The organism is Chitinophaga rhizophila (genome assembly GCF_019492185.1).
In the GTDB taxonomy this organism is placed as follows: domain Bacteria; phylum Bacteroidota; class Bacteroidia; order Chitinophagales; family Chitinophagaceae; genus Chitinophaga; species Chitinophaga rhizophila.
This window is the reverse complement of sequence record NZ_JAICCF010000001.1, coordinates 130,226-145,806: the sequence shown is the minus strand read 5'-3', so window position 1 is coordinate 145,806 and position 15,581 is coordinate 130,226. Positions and strand designations below refer to the sequence as shown.

13 protein-coding genes are annotated in these 15,581 nt (G+C 45.7%); 7 read left to right on the top strand and 6 right to left on the bottom strand.

All coding sequences use genetic code 11. The features are described 5' to 3' along the window. The gene (locus tag K1Y79_RS00605; protein WP_220248056.1) at positions 1-267 is read right to left on the bottom strand and encodes a DUF2024 family protein; all 267 of its coding nucleotides are present in this window, start codon (positions 265-267) and stop codon (positions 1-3) included. 62 nt (positions 268-329) lie between these two features. Next, complete coding sequence (locus tag K1Y79_RS00600; RefSeq protein WP_220248055.1) at positions 330-1,094, bottom strand: hypothetical protein; 765 nt, start codon at positions 1,092-1,094, stop codon at positions 330-332. Between the two features lie 345 nt (positions 1,095-1,439). On the opposite strand from K1Y79_RS00600, the gene K1Y79_RS00595 reads away from it, so the two are divergent. The 3 genes from K1Y79_RS00595 to K1Y79_RS00585 all read left to right on the top strand — a co-directional run bounded on the left by K1Y79_RS00595 (position 1,440) and on the right by K1Y79_RS00585 (position 4,025). Further along, positions 1,440-1,868 (top strand): hypothetical protein, encoded by a 429-nt coding sequence (locus K1Y79_RS00595; protein ID WP_220248054.1) that lies wholly within the window; start codon positions 1,440-1,442, stop codon positions 1,866-1,868. A 21-nt stretch (positions 1,869-1,889) separates the two neighbouring features. Further along, the gene (locus K1Y79_RS00590) at positions 1,890-2,447 is read left to right on the top strand and encodes a globin family protein (protein WP_220248053.1); all 558 of its coding nucleotides are present in this window, start codon (positions 1,890-1,892) and stop codon (positions 2,445-2,447) included. A 180-nt stretch (positions 2,448-2,627) separates the two neighbouring features. Beyond that, complete coding sequence (locus tag K1Y79_RS00585) at positions 2,628-4,025, top strand: aminopeptidase P family protein (RefSeq protein ID WP_220248052.1); 1,398 nt, start codon at positions 2,628-2,630, stop codon at positions 4,023-4,025. Positions 4,026-4,376: 351 nt separating this feature from the next. Here K1Y79_RS00585 and K1Y79_RS00580 read toward each other — a convergent pair whose 3' ends face one another. The 3 genes from K1Y79_RS00580 to K1Y79_RS00570 all read right to left on the bottom strand — a co-directional run bounded on the left by K1Y79_RS00580 (position 4,377) and on the right by K1Y79_RS00570 (position 5,685). Beyond that, entirely contained in the window at positions 4,377-4,931 is a 555-nt protein-coding gene (locus K1Y79_RS00580; protein ID WP_236059433.1) for an anthrone oxygenase family protein, read from the bottom strand. Between the two features lie 5 nt (positions 4,932-4,936). Further along, a complete protein-coding gene (locus K1Y79_RS00575; RefSeq protein ID WP_220248051.1) occupies positions 4,937-5,233 on the bottom strand; it encodes a c-type cytochrome in 297 nt (98 codons plus the stop codon). A 206-nt stretch (positions 5,234-5,439) separates the two neighbouring features. Further along, on the bottom strand, positions 5,440-5,685 hold the full coding sequence (locus K1Y79_RS00570) for a hypothetical protein (RefSeq protein WP_220248050.1): 246 nt from the start codon (positions 5,683-5,685) through the stop codon (positions 5,440-5,442). A gap of 372 nt (positions 5,686-6,057) precedes the next feature. Here K1Y79_RS00570 and K1Y79_RS00565 point away from each other — a divergent pair, with 372 nt between their 5' ends. The 3 genes from K1Y79_RS00565 (at position 6,058) to K1Y79_RS00555 (ending at position 8,279) form a co-directional block, all read left to right on the top strand. After that, positions 6,058-6,816 (top strand): hypothetical protein, encoded by a 759-nt coding sequence (locus tag K1Y79_RS00565; protein WP_220248049.1) that lies wholly within the window; start codon positions 6,058-6,060, stop codon positions 6,814-6,816. A 124-nt stretch (positions 6,817-6,940) separates the two neighbouring features. Next, a complete protein-coding gene (locus tag K1Y79_RS00560; RefSeq protein WP_220248048.1) occupies positions 6,941-7,534 on the top strand; it encodes a TetR/AcrR family transcriptional regulator in 594 nt (197 codons plus the stop codon). 145 nt (positions 7,535-7,679) lie between these two features. Further along, positions 7,680-8,279: a TetR/AcrR family transcriptional regulator gene (locus K1Y79_RS00555; protein WP_220248047.1), complete on the top strand. Its 600-nt coding sequence runs from the start codon at positions 7,680-7,682 to the stop codon at positions 8,277-8,279. 93 nt (positions 8,280-8,372) lie between these two features. Here the strand turns inward: K1Y79_RS00555 and K1Y79_RS00550 are convergent, their stop codons facing one another. After that, positions 8,373-13,928: a Calx-beta domain-containing protein gene (locus K1Y79_RS00550; RefSeq protein WP_220248046.1), complete on the bottom strand. Its 5,556-nt coding sequence runs from the start codon at positions 13,926-13,928 to the stop codon at positions 8,373-8,375. Between the two features lie 312 nt (positions 13,929-14,240). Between K1Y79_RS00550 and K1Y79_RS00545 the strand changes: the two genes are divergently transcribed. Then, complete coding sequence (locus tag K1Y79_RS00545) at positions 14,241-15,272, top strand: LacI family DNA-binding transcriptional regulator (RefSeq protein WP_220248045.1); 1,032 nt, start codon at positions 14,241-14,243, stop codon at positions 15,270-15,272. Positions 15,273-15,581: the final 309 nt, after the last annotated feature.

The following is a 15,581-nucleotide window of genomic DNA, read 5'->3' as shown; positions in this document are numbered from 1 at the left end:
TTAATTATTACATCCCTGCATCTCTATAATTGAATATCCATGAGCGGTGATGTCGGCAACCACATTATCGTCAGCTTCCTCTATATGGCAGAAGCGGCATTCGTTAGTGGTAAGTGGCTGACCTTCCTGACCTTTCCGGGTCAGATATTCACGGCCGAATGTGTGGATCTTATCTACATCCCGGAGATCGGAAGGGACTAATATATCGAAGTGCATAATAGCACCGTCTTTCCTGGTGACATATGTGTCAAATACTGAAACTTTCATGAGAATGGTTTTTAAAAAGGTAAGAGGAGAAGGATGTTCTCCTCTTACGCCGGTTGAATAAATTATTTTACCTGATAGGGGAGGCTGAGATTTTTTGACAGTACGCTATATACTTTGTATACACCCAGCATTGGCATAGCGCCTCCTTTTGTATGTTCGCCGCCTTCACCGGTTACAACCTGCATAAATGCGCCAACAGCGTCGTACTTGAAGGAGGTATTGAAACGTACTCTGTAATCAGGCACTACTACCCTGATTGCTTTCCCTTCGGTTACCACCTGGAAACCAGGAGAGTCCATATACATCGGCATACCAGGATTTGTTTTAGGCAATACAACTGATTTATCAGCAGGATCAAATTCCTTTACTGCCAGTCCGCCGGGCACGCGTTTATCTTCAATAAGCACTACCCAATGCGGGTGCCAGACGATCTTATCATTCTTATAATCCCCGTCGCCGTCTTCATCCCATAAAGGCGTATCGTCAAAGTCAGGATGTGCTGTTAGTGCCAGTGCAACGATACCCGCTGTTTTGCTGAAGCCTACATCTTCAGGTTTCAGGGTAGTAGGAAACACATATCCGTCTACCGGTGCGCCGTTCATCTGACCTGCGGCTTTGGAAGTGCTTCTGCCAGCCTTTCCTTCTACAAAGATTTCAAACTCCAGCTGTCCCCATTTCTTATTGTGTGTAACCGTAGCTGAGGTGATCTTATAGTCAGCTTCATTAATTGTTGATTTCGTGCGTTTGCAGGAGTCGCAAAAAGTTCCGGCAAAGGTTGTCATGCTGGTGAGGAGAACCATGCTCCATACCATTAGTACGCTTTTCATGTTGATATAAATTAGAGAGTTAAATAAATGACATCACAAATATAGGTAGGAATCCTAACTAAAACAAATAATACTTTAAAATGAGTGTGAGAGAGGGTTTTAGGCGATGGGAAATTCGTTGTTCTTTATAAAATAAGTATTTTAGGATAGCAGCGGTAAAATTCTTTTCACTTTTGAAAACCATGCAGAATAAATTGCCGTATCTAATCATGTATCGGTTTTAGATAATAAGTAAAACAATCATCAACTCACTGAAACCCTACAAGGAAGCAGATATATTATACATGCCAGCTACCCTGCCAGTGCACGTGTGCAGGGTATCACGTTAAATAATCCAGACCTTTTATGATAAGCAAAAAACTGAAGCAGATCCTGCTATGGGGCGGAGGTATATCCTGTTGTCTCGTAGTAATACTTGCGGTCCATATCTATATGGTAACGAGACCCAAAGCACCGGGCGCGAACACCCGTATCATGGCCAGAATTGATATCAGGCAGGACATTTCGCAGGAGGATGCGAATAAGATAGCTGCATGGTTATATCAGCAGCAGGGTGTGGACAGGGTGATGATTAGTGCGGATAACAATATTGCCGTGTTTACTTATTTCCCTGTAAAAGCAAATGCAGACGATATAGTACAGCATTTCAAGACAGCATTTCACTATCCCGCACAGCGTTATGTGCCCGATGAAGCGGAACTGAAGAATGGTTGTCCGGCAATGGCGCAGTCTTTCTCTGCCAGGATCTCCGGCTTCATCAAATATATTTTCTAAACGGCTAATCAATAATTTCATATGAAAAAATCAGCGTGGTTATTTATTCTCGGATTAATTGCATCTATCGGCGTATTCGAATCCTGTAAGAAGGATGATGCACCTGTTGTTACAAAGATGTCTTTGTATGATTCTCTTGGCGGTACAGCTATGGTGAATGATCCGGCTAATGCAGGCGTAAAGATCGAGCAGGGAAGACTGGGTATCCGTTCTGTTGTAGACAGTGCAATATTTGTCATTGCAGGCGATGCAAAGATCAATGGATTCTTTACTGTGTTACTGGCAGAAGTAACGAGCGGTAATACCAGCGGCTTTGAAGCGCTGAGTAAGAACCTTACAGATTTCATCTGTGTGGCTACCGGTGCAAAAGGTTTTACCTACGGTGGATTAAACATGAAGGATGCACATGATCCTGCAAAGAATCCACGCATGAATGGTAAGTCAACCAATGCAGACTTTGATGCATTTGTTGCCGACCTGGTAGTAGCAGCAAAAAAGAATGGTCTTTCTGATCAGCTGATTGGTCAGGTAGGCGCACTGGTAGAAACACTTCGTCCGGTAGTCGTACAGAAAAGCTAATACAGTCAGCAGCCTCACAACATTTTAACGGCTGCAACAAACAACTACACACTTGCATGTGAAACAACACACGAAGGGTCTTCGCTGAACATCGCGGAGGCCTTTTCGTGCATAGATCAGCAGATTATATTTTATCATTAGATACCGATGCACTAAATTCGCAGATCATCAAGAATGGATATGCACTTACATTTGTTTGATAAGCTCGTTTATAGTCATCGCAGAACACAACTCGCTACCAATGTCGGGAAAGGTCTGATTCTCCTGATGGGGAATGAAGACAGCAGCATGAACTACGCAGACAACACCTATCCCTTCCGTCAGGATAGCACCTTCCTTTATTATGCAGGTATTGATATCGCCGGACTGGCACTCTTACTGGACACTGAATCCGGAGAGGAATTTCTGTTCGGTAGAGAAGCCGGTATAGATGATATTATCTGGACAGGCCCCCTACCTTCTCTGCAGGACCTTGCAGATTCCGTAGCCATTGCAAAAACGCTCCCTTACGCACAGTTGGGTGAAGTGCTGAAGAAAGCTAACGATGCTGAAAGACGTGTACATATCTTACCGCCTTACAGACCTGAGAATAAAATCAAACTCGCCAGTTGGCTGGATATGCCGATTGCAGCGCTGAAAGATTATGCATCACTGGAACTTATCCGTGCGGTTATTGCACAGCGTGAATGTAAAGATGCAGATGAAATAGCTGAAATGGAAAGAGCAGTGTCTGTCAGTGTTGACATGCACCTGGCTGCCATGAAGTATACCCGTCCCGGCATGAAAGAGTATGAGATTGCTGCAAAAGTGGAGGAAGCGGCACTCGCAGCTGGCGGACGATTATCTTATCCTACTATCCTGACCATCAACGGGCAGGTACTCCATAACCACTTTCATGGTAATGAAGTAGCTGAAGGACATATGATACTCTGCGATGCAGGCGCAGAAACAGCCATGCACTATGCTGGTGACCTTACCAGAACATTCCCGGTAGGTAAACAGTTTACCACCCGTCAGCGTGAGATGTACCAGGTAGTTCTGGACTCCCTGGATCATGCAGCCGGTTTGCTGCAACCCGGTATACAGTATAAAGAAGTACATACCCAGGCATCTGTCAAACTGCTGGAAGGACTGAAAGCCCTGAACCTGGTGAAAGGCGATCCTGCGGAAGCAGTAGCCGCCGGCGTTCATACACTTTTCTTTCAATGCGGACTGGGACATATGATCGGACTGGACGTACATGATATGGAAGATCTGGGTGAACAGTATGTAGGTTATTCCGATACGCTGAGAAAGAGTACTGAGTTTGGCTGGAAATCATTACGGCTAGGCCGTGAATTGAAACCAGGTTTCGTACTGACAGTGGAACCGGGTATTTATATCATCCCCGAACTGATAGATCGTTGGGTAGCTGAGAATAAACTCAGTAACTTCATAGATTATAAGACGCTGGCTACCTATCGCGATTTCGGTGGCATACGTATTGAAGATAATTTTGTTATTACCGATACTGGCAGCAGAAAATTAGGAAAAGATCTGCCTAAAACGATTGCGGCAGTAGAAGCATTAAGACAATAGGCTAACTAACCCATTCATATATGGTAAAGGCGTCTCCCGAAAGGAGGCGCCTTTCTTTTTTACCCGCACTTTTCCCTGGCAAATTGAGGTGCTGGCCACGGCCTGATCAGGGCTGATGTCTTACTTTACCCCCTCATTAATAGTACACCAGAAGGTCACCTCAATATCCCCGGGATATTGAGGTGACCTTCTGGTGCCCTTGTGGTGCAGGGATGGTATGAATACCAGAACGATAGCAAGACCTGATGCTGTGCCGGTAACAGGCAATAGCGATGGTTGCCGGCCGGGTGTAAGCAGCGTCGCAGTGAGCAGGTGCAGGCAGGGGGAACGGTTGGTACTCTACTATCGAAACTAAGGACGGAAGGAGTCAGTAATGGATTCCCTGTCAGGTATGGGCGTCAGGCAGGCTATGATCACCAGTAGCAGCGCCAGGAGGTTTGCGACTGTGCGGATGTTGTGCAGGTATACCCATGGGTGCTCAAACTTCCTGCGCATCCCGGCCAGCGCTGTTGCTGACGCAGTGGTAAGGTCAAAGGTGTCGAGCATATTATTCAGAGGAACGTTCCCAAAGGCAGTTACACCAAATGTTCCGCAGATATAAAGCAGGGAGGCCACCAGTAATAACCAGAAGCGCACAGGCAGGGCCGGGCTGTAATGCAGGTAAGTGCATAGTGGTAGCAGCAGGGTGGTTCCCATGAAGCTGAGGAAGAACAGCGGGTTTAATATAGCCCGGTTGATCTGCTGCATAGATTCCAGGTACGTATGATCAGCGACCCTTGCCAGCCCTGGGATCACGGAACAGGACCATGCGTAGAATAGTCCGCCGATAAGGGCGGTTGTCAGTGTGGTGATTATAAGTATCAGCTGTGAGAAGGTGAACATGGTTGTTGGTTTTCGGGAAGTCATTGTCTTTATTTTCTGAAGCTTTTAATATAGGTAGAGATAGCGTTGAGCTGATCTGCAGGAAGCCGTTTTCTGAAAGATGGCATTATTCCTTTGCCGTTGATGATCTGTAGCAGTATGGCGGTGTCTGACAGGCTGCTTTTCTGTAGATTTTTAGCGCCAAACATGCCTTTTGTACCATCGCGGCCATGGCAACGGGCACAGTGCTGTTCATAGTTTCTTTTACCATCTTCAACAGGCCGTGTAAAGCCCACAGCAGGTAGCAGGTGTAGGGTAATCAGCAGAATATTTTGTAGGAGCTGCATATTTTTTTCATCAAAATTAGCAGGCCTGGAGGTTGGAAAATAGAATAAAACCGTCAGGTATTAACAGGGAAGCAGGTCAACGTGAAAGAGGTTACAGGATGGAGTAGAGTGCGTCAGGAAGGTGGATGGAACGCAAACGGGCGCAGGAGTGGAGTGACCCGGAGGTAATCAGAAGGTTATTTAAGAGGTATAGGGATGAGGACATATTATTCTTTACTTGGAGTGACTTCATAGAGTCTGTTAGCAATTTCCTGTTCCAGAGATACCGGTAAGATGGAAGCTACTTCGTCCAACGGCGCATACCGTAATGTTTCTTCGTCCCAGGCAAATACGAATGTCTCGCTGCCATTAAAACTTACATTATAACGATGTTCATCGTTGAAAGAAAAAGGTTCCGCTTTTACCATGTATGGAACACCGTCAACCAATAAGTTAAATGATAATTTACTCATAGTTCTCCATTTTGTTTTATGTGTACAAGAATCAGACCTTAATGGCAGTCACAGCCATTGATTATTAATTAGTTACTAGGAAAAGTAATGAAAAAATTCCTCACTGTGGGATCGATACTGCACGGGAAAAGCTACAACTTTGAGTATCAGACAAACTGCGTATGAGGAGGGGCGCGGGTAAGGTGTTAACGGTACGATGTTTGTTGCATGCACTGCGCCCCCTGGAATACCGGCAGACGCCTTATTAAAACCATCTATCAACGAAACACCAAAGCCATTACCGGCATATCAGGGATAGCATTTGTTATGATCGTATTGTAGAGCCTTTCTTACCTCAACTTTTATTGGAAACACTTAAATCAGATTTCACTCATGAAAAGATCTTTTCTTCAGTTGTGCACAACTGTGACCCTGGTTGCTGCCTTATTTACCGCCTGCTCCAAACAAGGTTCAAACGAAAAAACAGATGACGTTAAGCCGGAAGGCTCAGCTACTGTTAATTATCAGATTCAGGCTGTTAATCCTGCAGGTACCGTGGTAGCGGATGGCGCGGGCGCTGAGCGTCTGGGCAGAATCATCAACGATCCTTCCGTGGCTGCTTTTCCTGCATTGCGATTTGACCTGACCTGGGATAGTATTAAGGTGAGGTTCAGAGAATTGAAATTCGTTGCTCAAAGCGGGGCAGATGAAATTAATATGAGTATCAAAACCGACCGCTTTATTGATATTCTGGATAGTACTTCATTAGGTAGCATTGTCATCCCTGTTGGCAATTTCGACCAGGTAAAAGTGTATCTGCGTGCACAGGGTGATAAGCAGAAACCTGCTATTATGATGAAAGGCCGGATCACCTGGGAGGGTAATACCATCCCTGTGGAGGTGGTAATTGCCGGTAAACTTGAATTTAATGCAGAAGGAGAAGATGTGGCAATAGGCGCAGACGGGTTGAGTTTTGATGGCAAGCTGAAACTGGATCTTAACCTGGTGCTGACCAAACTGCAGATCGGCGACTTCACTGGTTCCTTTACTGGTGGAAAGCTGGTGCTGACGATCGACGCAGATGTTGATACCAATAATAGGGTCAAATCCGCACTGGAAAGCAGCCTGTCAGTTGAACACCGGTTAAGATAGTCATGATTTTATAACCATTGGTGATGAAAGGTAAGCCGTCCTGCTTATGCGGGACGGCTTTTTACATTTATTTGTGATATAAGACTAATTGGTCTATTTTTGTGAGATTCAATTGTCCCGCAGGATGAAAAAGTCAGAAAGAACCAGACAGCTGATCATAGAGCAGGCCGCAGAGTTATTCAACGAGAAAGGCGTTGCCGGTACGTCTATTGACGAAGTACTGCTGGCTGCGAAGGTGGCCAAAGGATGTCTGTACGGGCATTTCCAGAGCAAGGATGAACTGGCGTGTGCAAGCGCCGATTATCTGCTGGATAAAGTGACGCTTCGCAGGAATAATTTATTGCAGTCTCAGCGAACTGCCGTTGATAAACTGATTGCTTTTGTAGAGATGAATCCTAATCCGTTGGATGACTCTTTTATACATGGCGGTTGTCCGATACTCAACTTCGGCATTGATACAGATGATACGAATCCGGCTATCCGGGAAAAGGTGCAGGGAGTGATAAAAGGGGCTACACGGCACCTGACCATCATCATTAAAGACGGTATTGCAGCGGGAGAGTTATCTGCCGATCTGTCTGCAGAGGAGTTTGCCGTTAAGTTATTTGCCACAATGGAAGGCGCTTTTATGATGTCCCGCGTGATGGCTTCTCCGTTGCCAATGAGGACAGCCATTAAAGCAATGAAGAAAGAGATTATCTCGTATAGTCTGATTTAACCGTATACAGCAGCCCAGTGATACCAGGCTGTTTTTTTATGAATACTTTTAAGACTAAATAGTCTATATGATCTAATTATAAGCGACATATTTTTTTATTATAAAATAGACTGAATAGTCTTCTCCGTACATTATAACACTCGTCATGGAAGCACAAGAGAGAAAATTGAGACTAAAAGAAGAGATCCGCGCGAACATACTGGAAGCAGCTTTCAGATTGGCCAAAGCCAATGGCTGGGAGGCAGTCAGTATGCGGAAGATAGCTACAGAGATCGCACATACCGCCCCGGTGATCTATGATTATTTTCAGAATAAGGAGGCCATCATGCGTGAACTTGCCCGTGCAGGGTATCAACAGCTGACGGCCGCAATGACACAGGCGCAGCAGCAGCAGGATCAGGCAGATCAGCAGCTGGAAGCGATGTGGATGGCCTATTTGCACTTTGCGCAGGAAGAAAAGGAATATTATCAGCTGATGTTTGGCATTGGTGTGCCAGTAAGCGGCGATAATATCTCCTTGCCAGAGATTACAGATCCGGTTGTATTGATCGGGCAGGTGATCAGGCAACAGGGTCTTACAGAACAATTAACTGATGAAGAAGTAGAGCGCCGTGCATGGACACAGTGGTCTGTTGTACATGGATTGATATCTCTGGGACGCCTGTTTAAGGAAGACCGGGAAGCGTTCAACAGAAGTGTGCTGCAGGACCTGTTACGCGCTGCAAACGTAAATGCCGGGGTTTGAGGTAATTCGCCGGAACTTGTCGCCGGCAGGTAGCCGGAAAAGAAAAGTCGCTTCGTTACGTAAGCGACTTTTCTTTTTCAAAGGAAGTGGTATTTATCTGATTAGTACAAAGTCTCCCTTATATACTACTGTTCCTTCCGGTTTCTTTACTTCAGCGATATAGATATAGCCACCTATGGGCAGATCGAGCGCTTTCCAGTCATTCTTATAGTCGCTGGATTGATATACCAGGCTACCCCACCTGTTATATACCAGCAATTTCGAGCCAGGATACTTTTCCAATCCGACGATAACAAAGCGGTTATTTGTACCATTTGTACCCGGTCTGAACGCATTGATAAATACGAGGTCTCTGATAGAGGCAGCAGCGGTTGTGACGGCGATGTTGTTATGCAGGTCTGTCTCGCTTTCAGCAGCGGTTACATACGCGGTATTGACGATGTGTTTATCATTAATACGGCAGGTCAGGGTCATCGTAACTTCTTCACCTGGCAGCAGATGGTGGATAGTGTTGATGACTTTTCGTGCAGCTACGTCCGGGACGACGGCACCACGTGTGCTCGCGTAGGTGGAAGGCATGTCGAGGGCGGCAGGTAAGGAGTCAGTGATAACTACATTAGTAAATGTCTTTTCTCCTTCATTACGCACAAATACTTCATAGGTGATATTGTCGCCCAGGATGTAATGCTGTCCATTGGTAGGAGGGGTGAGAGCTCGTTTACCAATCAGCAGATCCCCCTGGGGTTCACGTACCGGTACCAGTGTTTCATTACCCATATTACAATCCGTCTCAGCAGGGTCGCAGGCGAGGGTGTGTTTAGAAGTGGTCCCGTCGCTTACCTGTGCAACGTTGCTGATCATCTGCACCCCTGAAAGATGGCTATCTGTACGAACAGTAAAGCTCACCTGGCTGACAGCATTCGGCTGCAGATCAATTACGTTATATAAGACGTTATTGTCGATCAGTGCACCGCCGGTGATATAAGTTGTATAGGCGGGTACAGGGTCTTGTATAGTCAGCTGAGGGATAGTAATAGTACCCGTGTTACGAATGTAGATAGTATAGGTGATCTCTTCTCCCTGCCCGATTTTACCGTCGGTATTCGTATCAGGCAGTGTGGCAGTTTTCCAGGTATCGAATGTGGCAATACCGTTGTCATCATCACTGATATTGACAGTAGCGGTCGCATTGTCACTACTAATGGTAAAATCGCCCAGCGTGGCAGTGGTTGCCTGTGTGAGCGTAACGATAACCGTTTCATTACCTTCTGTCAGTATATCGTCTATCACAGTGACAGGTAGGGAAACAGTTGATTGTCCGGCGGGAAGGACCACGGTACCACTTAACATTGCGTAGTCGGTACCATTTGTAGCAGTGCCACTCACAAGGTAGCTGATGCTGATATCTTCCGGCGTAATAATACCAGTTGGGAGACTGATGGCGAAGCTACCGTGGATAGCCGGTTCGGCAGCATGAGCAGTTGTAGTGATGCTGATAGTCTTATTGGCGCTGGTATTTTCATCATCAGCGATGGTAATGGTTGCGCTTGTAATATCTGTAGTGAATGTTCCGAGGTTTGTGGTAGTTGCTTCAGTGATGGTAACGATAACAGTTTCGTCGCCTTCGAGAAGCAGGTCATCCATAATAAGGACAGGTAGAGAGGCGCTATTTTGTCCTGCGGGGATGATCACATTGCCACTGAGCGCAGTATAGTCGATACCTGCGGTAGCAGTACCGCCTACTGTATATGTGATGACAATGTCTTCGGCGGCGGTAATACCCGGCGGCAGGCTGATGGTGAACCGTCCGTTTGTAGATGGTTCAGCGGCGTCATTTGCAGCAGTGATACTTAGTACCTTGTTAGCCGGAACATTGTCTTCATCTGTAATAAGCACTGTTGCGGCCCCATTAGCAGTACTTGCCGTGAAATTCCCTAGTGTTTGTCCAAAACCTGTCGTGAGACCTAAAATAACAGTTTCGGTATGCTCAATTATGTGGTCATCAACAACAGCGACGGTCAGGTGCATATTGTTCTGACCAGCTGGTATAATTGCTATCCCATCCAACGTGTTGTAATCCTCGCCATTCGTAGCCGATCCTGCTATATTGTATATGACGGTGACGTTTTCACTTGCTGTGATGCCCGCCGGCAGACTGATAGTAAACCTTCCGTTTGTAGATGGTTCAGCCCCGTTATTTGCAGCGGTAATACTTATAACTTTATTGGCAGCTGTATTGTCATCATCGTTGATGGTCACAGTCGCTTCATTTACTGTACTTGCGTTAAAGGTGCCGAGATTTGTGGACACGCCTTCTCTGATGCTTACAATAACTGTTTCTGCATGTTCAATAATGTTGTCGTCCAGCAACATGACAGGTAGGGTAATATTGTTCTGTCCTGGTAAAATAGTAGCGCTCGTGTTTAATGAAGTATAATCTTCATTAGCGGTAGCAGTACCTGTTACATTAAAGTTGACAGTTACCGGTTCGCTGACTGTTATGCCGGCAGGTAAGCTAATCAGGAATGCGCCGTTGATACCAGGTTCTGCACCGTCATTGGCATTCGCTATACTAATCATTTTATTGGCGGCAATGTTATCATCATCGTTGATGTTAACTATTGCACTACCGTTAGTATTGCTGGCAGTGAAGCCGGTCAGGCGGATGCCCTCGCCGTGAGTTAGTGTTACTATCACTGTCTCCGTTGCTTCTATAATACGGTCGTCAATGACATGAATGTGCAATGGAACGCTGTTTTGTCCGGCACTGAGCGTTACCGCTGATCCCAGCGCTGTATAGTCAATACCAGCAGCAGCTGTTCCACTTACGCTATAGTAAATAATAATGTCCTCTGAAGCGGTGATTCCTGGCGGCAAACTAATGTTGAATACACCGTTTGTTGAAGGCTCATTCGCGTCGCTTACTTTATGAATGCTGAGGGTTTTATTGGTAGCTGTATTATCATCATCCTCAATATAACCTGTCTCGTACCGTTTACCGATACCGAAAGATGTCCATGTAGGAGAGGAGCCTCCCAGTAACTCAATAGTAAAGGCTTCCCTGTTCTCAATGATCTGGTCATCAATAGGCGTGTAGTTTACCAGTACCTGATTTTGTCCTGCCACGATAGTGGCTGTACCGCTTAACGCAATATAGTCTGTTCCCGCAAGTGCAGGGTCGTCAGGACCGCCTGTCAGCGGCGTAATACGGTACGTTACAGTAATATCTTCTGAGGCTACCATTGTACCCGGTAACTTAATCATGAAAGCGCCTGAAGTGGCTGGTTCACTTGCAATAATACCTGTAGCTTCGACATATAATTGTCTGCTGGCCGGAGTATTTTCATCATCAGCAATGATTACCGTAGCGGTATTGCTGGCAGGATTAGCAGTGAATGTACCTGATAACGCGCTTGTCCCACCGGTGAGCGTAAGCACTACTGTTTTATCACCTTCCAGTATATTATTGTCGAAGGGCTGCGCGGTTACCTGTACATCAACACTGTTTTGTCCGGCGACGATGGTTGCTATTGTGGGAATAGCCGCATAATGAATCCCACTGACAGCAGTACCTGCGATTGTATAGGAGACATTAATCGGCTGACCGAAGCTGACGCCTGGCGGTAAACTGATCCTGAACCGTCCGTTACTGGTGCCTTCAATAGCATCATCTATGTTAGTGATACTCAATATCCTGTTTGCTGGATTATGTTCATCATCATCAGCAATGGTAATGACAGCGTTGGCCCCGGGACCGATAGAGAAGCCAGTGAAGGTGGCACTGCCAGCATCAGACAGAACAATGCTGACTGTCTCCTCTGTTTCAATCTCAACATCATCGATGACAAATACGGAATCTACTCCTTGGTTTTGTCCGGCGGGAATAATCATCGTTCCACTTAATGTTACATAGTCGGCACCCGGGGTGGCAGTACCGGCTACCGTATAGTTTACATAGACATCCTCAGATACAGTAATGCCGTTGGGGAGGAATACGCTGAAAGCGCCGTTGGTAGATGGCTCAGCGGCATCAATAATACGCGCACACTGGATGACCTTATTAGCAGCTATATTATCATCGTCCTCGATGTTGATGGAAGCAGTTGCGTTAGTGGTACTGGCAGTAAATGATCCGAGTGTGGGTGCACTAGCTCCTGTAATGGCTATTGTAACATTTTCAGTGCCTTCAATTATTTTGTCGTCTATCACCAGTAAGGTTAGCGAGCCGCTGTTTTGTCCGGCAGGTATTATGCAGGTGGTACCGATATCTGTATAATCAATACCGGTAGCTGCTGTGCCGCCTGTGGTAAAAGTAACGGTGATATCTTCCGTGGCGGTAAATCCTGCCGGTAAACTAAATTCGTACCTGCCGTTGGAGGAAGGCTCAGCTGCGTTTGCCGATCCGAATACGCTGATGATCTTATTTGCAGCAATATTGTCATCATCCGCAATATTGATTGTAGCCGTAGGATTTGTTGCACTGACAGGGAATCCTGCGTGGGTAGCAGAAGTAGCATTAGTGACCGCAGCTATCACGGTTTCTGGACCTTCTATGATCTGATCATCTGTTACAGTAAGAGGGACTGCAACACTGTTTTGCCCTGCAGGTATAATTACTGAGCCGGGAAGAGGTAGATAATCAGGTCCACTTTGTGCAGTACCAGCAGTGGTATAATTAACAGTAATGTCTTCATCGAAGGTGATACCGGCCGGCAGACTGAAACGGAAACTGCCACCTGTTGAGGGTTCGGCAGCATCTGAAATTGTGGTAACGCTGATAGCTGGCAGGAGGGCGTATACAGAGAACTCCCACAGTGAGTAACCATAATTGGTTCCTCGAGCTGTACCTGACATGCGCACATAGCGCGCATTACCTCTCAGAGGGATGGTGTTATCCCGCATGTAGTTACCTGTAACTGTTTTTAAGGTAGTCCAGCTGGATCCGTTCGTAGAGATATCTATTGTATAGTCCCGGCCATAAGCAGCTTCCCAATTCAGTACCACGCGGCACAGGTCATAGTTAGCGCCCAGGTCAATGGATATGAACTGCGGATCACTGTGTGCGCTCTCCCAGCGTGTGCCTGTGTTATTGTCAACAGCGTTTGGCCCGCTGTGACCATTAGCAATAGATGATACAGTAACCGGCCGGAGTTGCGCAACGTTTGTATTTGAACAATAACTGATAGGTTCTGTACCGATCACTTCAAAGTCATATAGTGAGTATCCGTAGCCGGACCCCCTGGTAATACCCGTCATTCGTACATACCGACCGTTGGCTGGTACGTTGTAAGATTTATTTAGTCCCGTGTTGGCAGTTTCGGTAACAAGGTTTGTCCAGGATATACCATCAGAAGAAATCTCTAGTGTATACCCGGTAGCAAGTACCTGCCATCTCAGATTGATGGTGCAGATGTCGTAGTTATGTTCGAGATCCACCATTATCCATTGAGGATCGCTCCATGTACTTTCCCAGCGACTGGTAGGATCGCCATCAAAGGCGCGGATTGGCAGGTTGCCTGCCTGTATGGATGATGCGGTAACGGGTTTGCCCATTGCAACGTCTTTGTTGCAGGTTTGTGCATAGGTTTGCGGACTTAAAAAAGCCACTAACAGCAAAGTAAATAAAAGCCTGATCATTCTCTCATGCATAGGTTAGGGAATAGGTTGCCCACGCAACCAATTATGTTCATTTAGTTGTCTGCGATTATGTTGATCGGAAGTAACTGGTCATCCTGTTAGTTGCAGGATAGCGCACTTCTCACCAGTCAGTCTTTTTGAGGGAAAACCCGTAGGTTGTGGTATAGGAATGCTACTGATTAAAATATTGTCTGTAAAGGTATCAAAATGTCTTATTATTTTATATTAAATAAGTAATATACGAGAGGGAGGCATAGACAGATGTCTATTATTCAGCTATTTTATCTTAATTTGGTCGCTGAGCCTATTTAAACAACTTTAGCAATGGATCGCGTTGATATTAAAAGGTTGGCTGAAAAACTTAATTTGTCTACTTCCACGGTTTCCAGGGCATTCAGGGGCAATAGCGACATTAATCCAGAAACAAAGGCCAGGATCTTATCGGTGGCTAAGGAATTTAACTACCAGCCGAACCACCATGCCAGCAATCTTAGGGAGAAGAAAAGTAAGACGATTGCCATCATAGTGCCGGAACTGGCCAACAACTTCTTTTCGCAGGCTATACACGGTATTGAGCGTGTTGCCAGGGAAAAAGGATACCATACACTCATCTATGTAACTGACGATGAATATCAGAAAGAGGTGACGTTTATCGATAAGTTGTATAATGGCCGTGTGGATGGTATTATCATGTCAGCTTCAGGAGAAGCGAACGATCATAAGTATATCAACAGACTGGGTAACAAGCATATTCCGCTGGTATTCTTTGATAGGGTGTACGATGATATAGATGTGCCGAAAGTTACTACAGACGACTATGCGAGCAGCTTTGCAGCTACCCGGCACCTGATAGAAGTAGGTTGCAAGAATATTGCTTTTCTGGTAGTGAACAAAAGTCTGTCTATTGGTAGTGTGCGTATGCAAGGTTATCAGGATGCCCTGAAAGATGCTGGTATTCCATATAATACCCACCTGGTGATTGATTGTTCCAATGACTATGATGAGAACTTTGACATTCTGTCGAAGGCGTTAAAAGACCAGCAACCTGATGGTATATTTGCATCGGTTGAGCGCCTGGCTATATCGAGTTACTATGTATGCCATAATCTGGGCATCCGGATTCCGGAGGACCTGAAGATAGTCAGTTTCTCAAGTCTGGAGATAGCGTCTTTGCTTAATCCCGCATTATCAACAATTACACAGCCGGCTTTTGATTTAGGTACCAACGCAGCAGAACTACTGTTTAAAGCATTGGAAAGTGATACCCCTGTAAAGGACCATGTAGTGTTAAGTTCGCAGCTGATCCCGAGAACATCAAGTACTGGTCTTAAAACCAGCATAGGAGGGAAGGGATAATTAAAAGAAACAAAACGAAAGCCTCACTCTTTTTCCGGAACTACAAATTCAGGATTATAAGTCGCTGGTAGCCATGCTGATATGTTGCTGCCTGGCGGATATCACATCCCTAAACCTGCCAGTCTCTTAACTTTTTTTTAAAAAAATGTGTTTCGGAATGTTACAGTTTTCATAAAAAGGTATACTTTAGCAACATGTTCCGCGTTCCGGGAACGTTCCCGGAAATGAAAAACGTAACGAAAATGAATCCTACTTAAAGTATTACATCACTTGTATTGCCGGTAGACAGATAAATGTCAGTCCCCGGTT